This is a genomic window from Stenotrophomonas sp. 2YAF22 (genome assembly GCF_052114665.1).
Taxonomy (GTDB): Bacteria; Pseudomonadota; Gammaproteobacteria; order Xanthomonadales; family Xanthomonadaceae; genus Stenotrophomonas; species Stenotrophomonas indicatrix.
The window spans coordinates 1-10724 of sequence record NZ_JBFRFE010000067.1 but is presented as its reverse complement, the minus strand read 5'-3'; the positions used below and the strand labels follow the sequence as shown (position 1 = coordinate 10724).

The window sequence follows — 10724 nt, the reverse complement described above, 5'->3', positions numbered from 1 at the left end:
GATCGGCACTGCTCACGCGCGCGCCCCGAGGAGCGCTGCCAGCAGAGAGGGATCAAGCACGTCGGCATCGCTCGCCTCACCCAACCCCTGCCGCAACGCATCGCTTTCGATCGCATCCAGCAGCACCTGCGACTGCAGCGTCGCCGACAGCGCGGGCCGGCGGCGCTCACGCCGCGCAACCTCCTGCAGGGCCTCGGCCAGCCTGGGCTGCAACTGCGCGCGGTTGCCAGCGAATGCCGCCGCCACCGCCGGATTACGCGCGCTCTCGGCCAGCACTTCCACGCTCAACAGCGCCCATTCCGGCTGCCGGCACAGGGTGTGGAAGTCCCGCAGGAACCCCTGCACCTGCGCACGTTCGCCATTGCATCCCGCCAACCGCTGCAGCAACGGCTGCAGTTCGTCCTGTTCGGCCTCGGCCGTCGCCAGGATCAGCGCCTCCTTGCCGGGAAAGTGGTTGTAGAGATTGCCCAGGCTCACCCCGGCCGCCTGCGCGATGTCGCGCATGCTGGTCTGGTGGAAGCCCTTGGACAGAAAGCACTGCAGGGCCGCCTGCAGGATCTGCGAAGCGCGTTGCTCATTGCGGTCGGTGCGGTTCATGCGGCAAACAATGAACGAACGTTCGTCCATTTGAAAGCCGAATCCAAGCCGTCGGCCAGTCGCCGTTCAGCGCGCCGCGCTTGACCTCAACCGCTGTTGAGGGCCGATCCTGCCGCGCCCTGCTGCAACTGCGGACCCTGCATGCACCTAGAAGAACTCGTCCAGCAGGCGGTAGAACGCGAGTCGGCGTTCATCGGCACCCATGCCATAGCGGGCCAGCAAGGGCGCAACCCAGCGGGTGTCGTCATAGTTGTGGACCAGGCTGCGTGCGGCCAACGCCAGGTCCTGGCAACGATCAGCCACACCCAGCCGGCCACAATCGATGAAACCGCTGAAGCGGCCGTTGACCGCCATCAGATTCGGCAGGCATGCATCGCCGTGCGCTACCACCAGATCCTCATCCGCCGGGCACGTTGCGATCAGCTCGGCATGCACCTGCTCGGCGCTCTGGCCCATTCGTTCATCGTCGAAATCATCCGCATCGATCAACCCTGCGGCAACGCGCGCAGCGACCTCCGGCAAGCGCGTTGCAAGGCGATGATCGAACGGACAACCGGCAACCGGCAGCGCATGCAGGGCGCGCAGCGCGTCGGCCAGCAGCACGACCACCTGGTCGGGCGCCAGCGTCGGCGACGATGCCAGGTCATGGCCGGGCAACGCGCTCATCAGCAGCCAGCGCCGACCGCCCTCCTCCGCCGTATCCAGCACCGTTGGCACCGGCTGTCCCTGTGCCCGCAGCCAGCGCAGACGCAGGATTTCGCCCTCCAGCTCGCTGAAGGCATCAATCACTTCCGATTTCAGGAACGCGTCCGGCGACCCCTGACGTCGCACCCGCGCTACATCAGCGCGCGACACGCCGATGCCCTGCATCTCGATTTCTGCATCGCGCAGCGCGCTGCGCCACTGCGACGGCAAGGGCATTACACCGCCATCGCTCGATCCTGCTTCCATCCCCACCGCTCCGGCCCCGGTCACAGCCTGGATTCTCTCCGAATCGGACACCCCACAGCAAAGGACATCGCATGAAATTCATGGTCATCGGCGCCAGCAAAGGTCTTGGCCGCGCCTTCGTGGAAGGCCTCTGCCGGCCCGGCGATACCGTCATCGGCGTATCGCGCACACGCCCCACGCAGCTGGACTGCAGCGAGGGCGTCGACCTGCACTGGATAGAAGCAGACCTGAGCGAGCCAGCACGAGCAGCGGCCAGCATCGCGGCGCAGGCGCCGCCGGATCTCGATGTCCTCATCCACAATCTCGGCATCTGGGAGGAGACCGCATTCAGTGACGACTACGATTTCCTCAACGAAAGTGACAGCGCGCTGGCGCAGCTGGTGGACATCAACATCACCGCCACCCTGTTGCTGCTCAAGCAGCTGCTGCCCCGCGTTCTCGGCGGGCGCCGCCCGCAACTGGTGTTGACCGGCTCGACCTCGGCGCTGCCACGCAGTGGCCGCCCCGAGGTGGCCTTCGGCGCGTCCAAGTTCGCGCTCAACGGCATTGCCGATGCCCTGCGCGAGGGCTTCCGCCAGCAGCGGCTGGCCGTGACGACGCTGCAGCTGGGCTACCTCAATACCGACGATGCACTGTCGGTGCCGCTGCAGCAGGCCGCCGCACGCGGCAATGGCGAGTACGTGCCGGTGCACGACGTGGTGGCGATGGTGCGCGCCCTGCTGCAGCTGTCGTCCTCCAGTTTCGTCCGCGAGCTGGTGCTGCCTGCGATCGCCGATCCGCGTTACTAGCGCTCAGCACACACTGGCAGCCCCGGTTTGGCCGCACACGCGGCCGTGGTTTACTCTGCGTCTACTGGCAGTTGGCCGCACACAGGACCGGCTATGGCTATGGATGCGCTATCAAGGGTTTCGACCCGGATCCTGGACAGCGCCCTGCCCAGCCTGCCGCTGTACCTGCTGCAGGCCACTGCGGTGATCGGCATGATCGGCGTGTTCCTGATCACCACCCGCCGCGGCGGCCATGCCATCGAGGGGCGCCGCGTCTACATCGGCGCGATTCTTGGCCTGATCTACCTGTTCAATTCCTGGTTCGTGGCCGGCTACGCGCAGGGCGTGGTCAAGCTCAACCTCGGCATCGACATCCTGCTGATCAGCGGCCTGCTGGGCGGCTGGCGCGGCGGCGTGACCTGCCTGCTGGCCAGCCTGCTGGCGCGCTATCAGTTCTCCGGCACGCAGTACTTCCTGCCCGCCGGCCTGGAAGCGGCCCTGCAGGTGCTCGCAGGCATCTGGCTGCGTGGGCGGATGTATCCACGCATGCTCACCCAGCTCTCGCTGCGGTTGATCCTGCAGGCTTGGGGGGTGCGCATCGCGGTGACCCTGCTTGGACTGGCGCTGGGCGTGGCGATCATCGGCAGCGCGCAGCTACCCCTGCTGGAACTGGCCACCCAGCGGCTGCTTGCCCTGCCGGTATCGCTGCTGGTGCTGGCGGCGGTATTCGCACTGATCTACAACGATGCGCAGATCGATGCCCAGCGCCAACGCGAACATGCCTGGATGCGCATCGATCCGGTCAGTGGCCTGCCCAACCTGCGCGCCCTCGACGAGCGCCTGCAACGTCACTGGCGCAGCAGCGAAGATCGCGGCAATGCGTGCCTGATCGTGACCGAGATGAGCAACCTGCAGGACCTGCTGCTGCGCTATGGTCCGCTGAATGACAGCGGCCTGTGGAACCGGCACAACGCCGAAGCCGTGCATCGCACCCTGCTGCATGCAAGGCCAACCGGCACGATGGAGGTCTATCAGTTCGGTGACAGCGCGCTGGCGATCCTGCTGTTGGACGCAAGCCTTGCCGATCTCCGCGCGGATACCGAACTGCCAGCATTGGCCGACCGGTTGACCACGGTGATCGGCGATGACTGGCCGGGCTTCCGCCCGGTATTCCGCTGCGCGGTGGTCGAGCTGCAACCGCCCACGCAGGACGACAGCTCCATCCCGTTCCGCGCCGTCACCCTGGCCTTGAATGCGATCGAGTCCGGCGTGGTGTTCTTCGATGATCCGATCCAGCGCGACAGTGAAGTGGATGCATTGATCGAGACCGCGCTGGACCACTGGCTGCAGCACGCCGATGCACCGCTGTACTACCAGCCCAAGTTCCGCCTGCAGGACCGCCACCTGGTCGGCGCCGAAGCACTGTTGCGCATGCGCGATGGCGATGGCCACCTGATTGCACCGATGCGGGTGGTTTCGCTGCTGCGCCGCCGCGGTCGCCTGGCCGAACTGGAATGGGCCACGCTGCAGGCGGCCACCGCCTTCCTTGGCCACTGCAGGGATGACGGGCACACGCTGACGATCGCAGTGAATGTATCCGCCGAATCGCTGCGCCAACCGGACTTCGGCGTGCGCCTGTGCACCTTGCTGGAGCAGCAGCGCATACCCGGCGCGATGCTGCGGCTGGAGATTGTCGAATGGACCGAAATCGTCGAGCGCGACGTTGTCGACGCCAACGTCGTCGTTCTGCTGGCCGCTGGCATGAGCCTGTCATTGGACGACTTCGGCGCCGGTTATTCGACGCTGATCCTGCTGTCACAACTGTCGGTGGCCGAGGTCAAGATCGAGCGGGCGCTGATCGCCACGCTGTCCGATGCCAAGTCGCAGTCCATCGTCCGCTTCATCGTGGAAGTGGCGCACCGCTGCGGTGCCGTCGTCGTCGCCGAAGGCACTGAGACCTCGGCACAGGAACAGATGCTGCGTGCGCTGGGAGTGGATGTGGGCCAGGGCTATCTGTATGCACACGCCCTGCCGCCGGAACAGTTCCGGCAGCTGGCATGAGGGCCTTTCAGGCGAGACGCATCGACAGTTCCACGTCCTCGGCGAACGGTACCGACAGATAGCCTGCGTTGCCCGAGCGCATGCGCTGCTGGTAGCGCGGGCTGTCGTCGGCATTGTCGGCCACCACCAGTGCGCCCGGACTCAGGCGTTCCTGCAGCAGGTCCAGCACGTCGTCGTACAGCACCTTGGCACCATCGAGCAGCACCAGATCGATCGTATCGGGCAGGTCCACCGCCAGCGTCTCCAGCGCATCGCCCACGCGGATCTCCACCAGATCGTCCAGGCCCGCTTCACGCAGGTGGCCGGCGGCACGGCGCGCCTTCTCCGGCTCGAACTCGGTGGTGATCAGGCGGCCGCCGCCGTTGTCACGCAACGCCGCAGCCAGATGGATGCTGGAGATGCCGAACGACGTACCGAACTCAACGATGCTGCGCGCGCCACTGCTGCGCGCCAGCAGGTACAGCAGGCGGCCGGTTTCCGGCGACACCGGCAGCCACAGGTCCTTCAGCAGCTCGCCATACAGGCGCCGGTATTCGGTGCGGCTGCCCAGCAGGCGCTGCCGCTCTTCGGGGGAAACGGAGGTCAAGGCGGGGCTGAGCGCGCTGTCGGCTTCGGTGAACAGGCGCGCAAGCAGGGGCGCGACCGGGGCGGAGATTAGGGTGGACATGGACGGGTGTTCCTTTCGTTGGCGGGGTTAGAATGCGAATAATTCGTCGCAATCAAGAATACGGACGATCCCCGGTTCCGCCTATTCGCATTGGAAAAGCCTCATGTCCGAACGTCGTCCGCCGCAGATTTCCTCGAGAAAACAGCCTCGCCAGTCACGATCGAACGACCTGGTCGCAGCCATCCTGGAAGCCGCTGCTCAGGTTTTGAAGCACGAAGGTGCCACTCGGTTCACAACCGCGCGGGTGGCCGAACGCGCCGGCGTCAGCGTCGGCTCGCTGTACCAGTACTTTCCCAACAAGGCAGCAATTCTGTTCCGCCTGCAGCGCGACGAGTGGCAGCAGACCGGCGCGATGCTGCGCGACATCCTGCAGGACACACGACAACCGCACCTGCAGCGCCTGCGCACGTTGGTGCATGCCTTCATCGTGTCGGAATGCGAAGAAGCGCAGACCCGTGGCGCGTTGAACGATGCCGCGCCGCTGTACCGTGATGCGCCGGAGGCGCAGGAAGCACGCAGCGAGTCCGACGAAGCGATGCTCCTGTTCATGGCCGAGCTGCTGCCGCAGGCCTCGGCGGGCACGCGCCAGCTGGCGGTGGATCTGATCGATACCACGCTGGGTGCCACCGGTCGCGAATTCTCCAGTGAACCGCGCACTGTCGCCGAGATGCGCGTCTATGCCGATGCGGTCGCGGATATGTTCTGCGCCTATCTCAGGCAGCTGGGCGCGCGCTGACGTGCAGCCGCCGGCTTACACCGCGTAGAAGCCCAGGAACATCGCCACGGCCGACTCGGCCACGCGCGTGCGTTCGGCCTGCGCCAGCGGCGCCTGGCCCATCGTCACCTGCGGCCAGAACGCGAAGCTCTTCACCAGCCCCTGCAGCTGATGGCCGGCGAATTCCGGATCGATCTCGCGCAGCCGCCCATCGGCAATGGCTGCACGGATCCACGCGCTGACGCCGCTCTCCTTCTCGCCCATGCGGCAGACGATCGCCTGCGCGCGCTCGGGTGAATGGATGATCTCGGCCATCGCCACCCGCGCCAGATCGATGAAGTTGGCATCACCCAGCAGGTCCAGCTTCTGCCGCAGCAGCTGCAGCAGCTGCACATCCAGCGGCTGGTCGGCGCGGTACGGCAGCTCGACGCTGGCCACGCTGCTCTGCCACAGCTCTTCCAGGATCAGCGCGAACAGTTCTTCCTTGCTCGGGAAGTGGTTGTATACGGTTCGCTTGGAGACGCCAGCCACCGCCGCGATGCGGTCCATGCTGGTCGCCTCGTAGCCGGCCGAACGGAACTCTTCCACCGCCGCGCGGACGATGGCCTCGCGTTTGCGATCGGTAAGGCGTTGCGGGGCACGGGGCATGGCGGAACCAGACAGCTGAACGGATGCCGCCATTTTACACCCAGCAGTGTACTTTCTGAAATCCGGAAACTACACTGTGCAGTGTACCCTGCGGACGTCACCCATGAAGCGCCTGCTCCTTGTCCTCCTGCTCGGAATCCTCGCCGTGACCGCCTATACCTTCTGCAAATCCTGGTCCCTCCCCGACTTCCCCGATTCGCCGCAGTACCGCGAAGGCAAGTTCCGCAATGCCCTGCCGAAACCGGCAATGGGCTTCCGTGATGGCCTGGAGATCTGGTGGACCTTCCTGTTCAACAAGCCCAAGGGCACCGTGCCCGACCACCCCATTCCGGTGCAGGCGCTGGACCGTGCCACCCTGGACGCGGCGCCCGACCGCAGCCTGTTCCGCCTGGGGCATTCGACGATCCTGCTGAAGCTGCGCGGGCAGTACTGGCTGACCGATCCGGTGTTCTCCGAACGCGCCTCACCGGTGCAATGGATGGGCCCGGCACGCTTCCATGCGCCGCCGATCAGCATCGACGAACTGCCGCCGATCGCCGGCGTCATCCTCTCGCACAATCACTACGACCACCTCGACCACGCGGCGGTAATGAAGCTGGCCGGCAAGACCGCGCGCTTCATCGCACCGCTGGGCGTGGGCGACCAGCTGATTGCCTGGGGCGTGGATGCGGCCAAGGTCGAGCAACTGGACTGGTGGCAGTCCACCGAAGCCGCTGGCCTGCGCCTGACCGCAACCCCCGGCCAGCATTTCTCCGGCCGCGGCCTGGGTGACAGCGATCGCAGCCTGTGGGCGTCGTGGGTGATCCAGGACGGCGACTTCCGCATCTTCTTCAGCGGCGACACCGGCTACTTCGACGGCTTCAAGGCCATCGGCGAGAAGTACGGTCCGTTCGACCTGACGATGATCGAAACCGGTGCCTACGATCAACGCTGGGCGTTCGTGCACATGCAGCCCGAACAGACCCTGCAGGCGCACCTGGACCTGCGTGGCAAGTGGCTGCTGCCGATCCACAACGGCACCTTCGACCTGGCCCTGCACGAGTGGCAGCAACCGTTCGAACGCATCAGCGCATTGGCTGCAGCGAAGAACGTGCCGGTGGCCACGCCGATGATGGGCGAGGCGCTGGACATGCAATCACCGACCGCTGGTACGCGCTGGTGGGAGCGTGTGCAACTGTAACGGCCTGTGGCGCAGCGCCCCTCAGCCGGGAGGCTGAACCAGCCGTTCCTGCTCCTTGGCTACATTGATCTGCAGCGCCGCAGCAGCGAGCTCCGCCAGCTCGCTGCTGACCTTCTGGCTGCCGCGCGCCTGCATCCACGAAAGAATATCGGCCAGATGCCAGATCGACGCGCTGCCTTCGTGCACCGGTGCCGGAAACGTCTGCGGGTGCGCGAGCAACAACTTGCGCATGTTCTGCCGTGACATGCCCAGCAGATCAGCGATATCCGTCAGCCCAACCAGATCGGGACTGACTTCGATCAGCTCTGCGTCGGGTACGGCACGCTGGACGTCTCCCAGCGCGGAGCGCATCGCCTCAGCGGCACTGCTCGCCTCACGGCAGAATTCAAGCGCCAACCTTGCCGGGCTCCCTACGCCCAGCAGTGCATCTCCACATCCAGCATCGAGCAGGTGCCGTTCGAGGACGCCAGGATCACCCGAGGTATCGGGCAGGCGGTATCTCAGGGTGAAGTTGAATTCCGTCTTCAAAGGACCTGCCTCTCCCTGAGTCAGCAAGGGCGGCTACCGCGAGCGCCGCTGGATTGCCGAACCTACAGAATCTCCGTCGCGTTTCCAGAGGCGAATGCGCCACTCACAGTTCGAGGTGAACTCCCAACCCTGCCTCACCCTCTGCCAACTCAGGCCGCAGGCTCAGTGCAGGGATCAGATAATCACCGCCGTTCTGTCGCCGGTAGGCAATCACCGGATCGCTTGCCAGCCCATCCAGCCGCGCGCCCAGCCCCTCCAGCACGCCAGGCAACGACGCCTCATCGATACGGCTGCTGCGGTAGATCACATGCGCGGGCAGAACGTCAAAGCCGGGATAGAACAGGATGCCGTGCTGGATCGGGAACAGCACATCGTCGATTGGCCCATTGATGCCGCGCGGACCGTAATGCGACTCCCAGCCACCGGTGGTTACCACCAGCATCGCGCGCTTGCCGGACATCGCGCCCTCGCCGTAGCGGTCGCCCCAATGCCGGTCGGAGTGTTCGCCCACGCCATAGGCAAAACCATAGGCATACACGCGATCCACCCAACCCTTCAGGATGGCCGGCATCGAGAACCACCACAGCGGGAACTGCAGGATGACCGCATCGGCCCAGCGCAGCTTTTCCTGTTCGGCGGCGATGTCGGCGCTCTGCCGGCCGGTCCTGAAGGCGTCGCGCGAATCCAGTGACGCGTGGAACGGCACCGAAGGATCCCGCCCGGGGTGATCGTCGGCATCGATCTGCGCCTTCCATTGCATGGCATGCAGGTCGGACACCTGCACGGTGTGGCCGGCGCGTTGCAGGTGCTCAACCGTGAAGGCCTTCAGGGTGCCATTGAGCGAGGTGGGTTCGGGGTGGGCGTAGACAAGCAGAACGTTCATGGTGGTACCAGGGAGGGAATGCCAGCCATGTTGGGTGCCGCCACGCTATAGTTGAAATGAATTCCTGCAATCCCCGGCATTGCCATGGACAATACCCTGCGTCGCATCGACCTCAACCTGCTGGTAACCCTGCAGGCCTTGCTGGAAGAGCAGAACGTCACCCGCGCGGCCGAACGCCTGCATCTGGCCCAGCCCACGGTCAGCGTGCAGCTGGCGCGCCTGCGCCACCTGTTCGATGATCCGCTGCTGCTGCCGGGGCCGCGCGGCATGCGCGCCACCGCCCGCGCCGATGCGCTGCGCGAACCGCTGGCCGAGGCACTGGCTGCACTGCAGCGTGCGGTCGCACCGATGCAGGCGTTCGATCCCGCCCAGGCTACGCAGACCTGGCGGATCATGGCGTCGGACTTCGGCGAAACCACGATCGTCCTGCCGGCATTGGCTGACCTGCGCGTGCGCGCACCCGGCACGCGCCTGGCCGTGGTCAGCCTGGCGCCGGCGCAGATGGTGGCGCAGAGCGAACGCGGCGAGATCGATCTCGCCCTCCACATCACCTCCGACGCGCCTCCCTCGCTGCACCATCGTCCGCTGTTCCAGGAACGCTACGTGCTGGCCGGGCGTCGCGACCATCCACGACTGAAGCGGCGGCCGACGCTCAAGCAGTTCTGCGCGCTGGACCATGTGATCGTGTCACCGGATGGCGGCGGTTTCCATGGCGGCACCGACAGCGCGTTGGCGCATGTAGGCGCGCGTCGCAACGTGGTGCTGTCGGTGCCGCACTTCCTGTTCCTGCGCAGCGTGCTGCTGCGCACGGACCTGGTGGCGATGATGCCCTCGCGCCTGGTCGCGCAGGACCCGGCCTTGAAGGCGGTTGCGGCGCCCATTGATGTGCCCGGGTTCGAGATGGTGATGCTCTGGCACGAACGCGTGCATCGCGATCCGGCACATCGCTGGCTGCGCGAGCGTATCTGTGCGCATTCATGAAACCTCGTGCCAGGACCCGTCCGGGAAATATTGCGACGCGTCATGTAACCGGTTACATCCCTTGCTAGCGTAGGCCCGCCCGTTCCCGGGCCCTGCCGATGTGAGGCCTTCGCAATGACGTTGTGCGCTGACCGCTGGACCGCTCCCTGCCTGCCGAACCGGCGCCTTGCCGCGGCCCTGCTGCTCGGCCTGTCACTGGCCGCCACCGCCACCGCACAGAACCTGCCACCGCGCGCGCAATGGCAGGCCAGCGCGTCGTCGCAGCAGGTTCCGGCGATGGCGATCAGCCACCTGATCGACAACGATCCGAAGACGGTGACCGGCGGCGCGTTCAGTCCCGGCCACTGGTTCCAGGTCGATCTCGGCAAGCCTGCGATGCTGGCCGGTGCACGCCTCACCTGGGATGTCTCCAACCCCGAAGGCTATTCGCTGCAGACCTCGCTCGACGGCAAGCAGTGGCAAAGCGCCTACGTCATGGGCGATTCGCTGGGTGGCGTCGAAACCCTGTACTTCGCGCCGCGACAGGCCCGCTACCTGCGTCTGGCCAGCCCGCAGCGCACCTCTGACTGGGGCGTATCCATCTTCGAAATGGAACCGCTCGACACCGCGCTCAGCGCACGGGTGACCGGGCTGGACGCCACCCAGTCCGCTGCGCTGTGGCAGGGCGGCGGCACGGTTGCCATCCCCGCAGGCAAAGGCGGCATCCACACGCTCGACATCACCCTGCCCCGCGCCCAGCCCAGTAC

12 protein-coding genes are annotated in these 10724 nt (G+C 66.0%); 6 read left to right on the top strand and 6 right to left on the bottom strand.

Annotated features, from left to right (window positions below; translation table 11 throughout):
• Window positions 1-12: 12 nt before the first annotated feature.
• The gene (locus tag AB4Y84_RS04635) at window positions 13-597 is read right to left on the bottom strand and encodes a TetR/AcrR family transcriptional regulator (RefSeq protein WP_442244978.1); all 585 of its coding nucleotides are present in this window, start codon (window positions 595-597) and stop codon (window positions 13-15) included.
• 147 nt (window positions 598-744) lie between these two features.
• Window positions 745-1548 carry an APH(3')-II family aminoglycoside O-phosphotransferase gene (locus tag AB4Y84_RS04630; RefSeq protein WP_442244977.1) on the bottom strand — a complete coding sequence of 268 codons (804 nt, stop codon included), beginning with the start codon at window positions 1546-1548 and terminating at the stop codon, window positions 745-747.
• Between the two features lie 71 nt (window positions 1549-1619).
• Between AB4Y84_RS04630 and AB4Y84_RS04625 the strand changes: the two genes are divergently transcribed.
• Both AB4Y84_RS04625 and AB4Y84_RS04620 read left to right on the top strand, forming a co-directional pair.
• Window positions 1620-2336, top strand: coding sequence for an SDR family NAD(P)-dependent oxidoreductase (locus AB4Y84_RS04625; RefSeq protein WP_442244976.1), 717 nt, complete (start codon window positions 1620-1622; stop codon window positions 2334-2336).
• A gap of 99 nt (window positions 2337-2435) precedes the next feature.
• Window positions 2436-4376 carry an EAL domain-containing protein gene (locus AB4Y84_RS04620; RefSeq protein WP_442249823.1) on the top strand — a complete coding sequence of 647 codons (1941 nt, stop codon included), beginning with the start codon at window positions 2436-2438 and terminating at the stop codon, window positions 4374-4376.
• Between the two features lie 7 nt (window positions 4377-4383).
• Here the strand turns inward: AB4Y84_RS04620 and AB4Y84_RS04615 are convergent, their stop codons facing one another.
• Window positions 4384-5043, bottom strand: coding sequence for an O-methyltransferase (locus AB4Y84_RS04615; RefSeq protein ID WP_313249039.1), 660 nt, complete (start codon window positions 5041-5043; stop codon window positions 4384-4386).
• A 103-nt stretch (window positions 5044-5146) separates the two neighbouring features.
• Between AB4Y84_RS04615 and AB4Y84_RS04610 the strand changes: the two genes are divergently transcribed.
• A complete protein-coding gene (locus AB4Y84_RS04610) occupies window positions 5147-5779 on the top strand; it encodes a TetR family transcriptional regulator (protein ID WP_442244974.1) in 633 nt (210 codons plus the stop codon).
• A gap of 15 nt (window positions 5780-5794) precedes the next feature.
• Here AB4Y84_RS04610 and AB4Y84_RS04605 read toward each other — a convergent pair whose 3' ends face one another.
• Window positions 5795-6406 (bottom strand): TetR/AcrR family transcriptional regulator, encoded by a 612-nt coding sequence (locus AB4Y84_RS04605; protein WP_312109195.1) that lies wholly within the window; start codon window positions 6404-6406, stop codon window positions 5795-5797.
• Window positions 6407-6509: 103 nt separating this feature from the next.
• On the opposite strand from AB4Y84_RS04605, the gene AB4Y84_RS04600 reads away from it, so the two are divergent.
• Window positions 6510-7586, top strand: coding sequence for an MBL fold metallo-hydrolase (locus AB4Y84_RS04600; RefSeq protein ID WP_088100667.1), 1077 nt, complete (start codon window positions 6510-6512; stop codon window positions 7584-7586).
• A gap of 21 nt (window positions 7587-7607) precedes the next feature.
• Here the strand turns inward: AB4Y84_RS04600 and AB4Y84_RS04595 are convergent, their stop codons facing one another.
• Together AB4Y84_RS04595 and AB4Y84_RS04590 are read right to left on the bottom strand one after the other, a co-directional pair.
• On the bottom strand, window positions 7608-8114 hold the full coding sequence (locus tag AB4Y84_RS04595) for a helix-turn-helix transcriptional regulator (RefSeq protein ID WP_442244973.1): 507 nt from the start codon (window positions 8112-8114) through the stop codon (window positions 7608-7610).
• Between the two features lie 103 nt (window positions 8115-8217).
• Window positions 8218-8997: an NAD(P)H-dependent oxidoreductase gene (locus tag AB4Y84_RS04590; RefSeq protein WP_088100665.1), complete on the bottom strand. Its 780-nt coding sequence runs from the start codon at window positions 8995-8997 to the stop codon at window positions 8218-8220.
• Window positions 8998-9081: 84 nt separating this feature from the next.
• Here AB4Y84_RS04590 and AB4Y84_RS04585 point away from each other — a divergent pair, with 84 nt between their 5' ends.
• On the top strand, window positions 9082-9978 hold the full coding sequence (locus tag AB4Y84_RS04585) for a LysR family transcriptional regulator (protein ID WP_428704246.1): 897 nt from the start codon (window positions 9082-9084) through the stop codon (window positions 9976-9978).
• A gap of 114 nt (window positions 9979-10092) precedes the next feature.
• Window positions 10093-10724 (top strand): discoidin domain-containing protein (locus AB4Y84_RS04580; protein WP_442249822.1); only part of this gene is annotated, 632 nt, incomplete at its 3' end.

Bases quoted from the DNA above. Each gene is read 5' to 3' on its own strand.
- AB4Y84_RS04625 (WP_442244976.1), top strand. From the start codon at position 1,620: ATGAAATTCATGGTCATCGGCGCCAGCAAAGGTCTTGGCCGCGCCTTC.
- AB4Y84_RS04590 (WP_088100665.1), bottom strand. From the start codon at position 8,997: ATGAACGTTCTGCTTGTCTACGCCCACCCCGAACCCACCTCGCTCAAT.
- AB4Y84_RS04585 (WP_428704246.1), top strand. From the start codon at position 9,082: ATGGACAATACCCTGCGTCGCATCGACCTCAACCTGCTGGTAACCCTG.
- AB4Y84_RS04630 (WP_442244977.1), bottom strand. From the start codon at position 1,548: ATGGAAGCAGGATCGAGCGATGGCGGTGTAATGCCCTTGCCGTCGCAG.
- AB4Y84_RS04620 (WP_442249823.1), top strand. From the start codon at position 2,436: ATGGATGCGCTATCAAGGGTTTCGACCCGGATCCTGGACAGCGCCCTG.
- AB4Y84_RS04610 (WP_442244974.1), top strand. From the start codon at position 5,147: ATGTCCGAACGTCGTCCGCCGCAGATTTCCTCGAGAAAACAGCCTCGC.
- AB4Y84_RS04600 (WP_088100667.1), top strand. From the start codon at position 6,510: ATGAAGCGCCTGCTCCTTGTCCTCCTGCTCGGAATCCTCGCCGTGACC.
- AB4Y84_RS04615 (WP_313249039.1), bottom strand. From the start codon at position 5,043: ATGTCCACCCTAATCTCCGCCCCGGTCGCGCCCCTGCTTGCGCGCCTG.
- AB4Y84_RS04635 (WP_442244978.1), bottom strand. From the start codon at position 597: ATGAACCGCACCGACCGCAATGAGCAACGCGCTTCGCAGATCCTGCAG.
- AB4Y84_RS04605 (WP_312109195.1), bottom strand. From the start codon at position 6,406: ATGCCCCGTGCCCCGCAACGCCTTACCGATCGCAAACGCGAGGCCATC.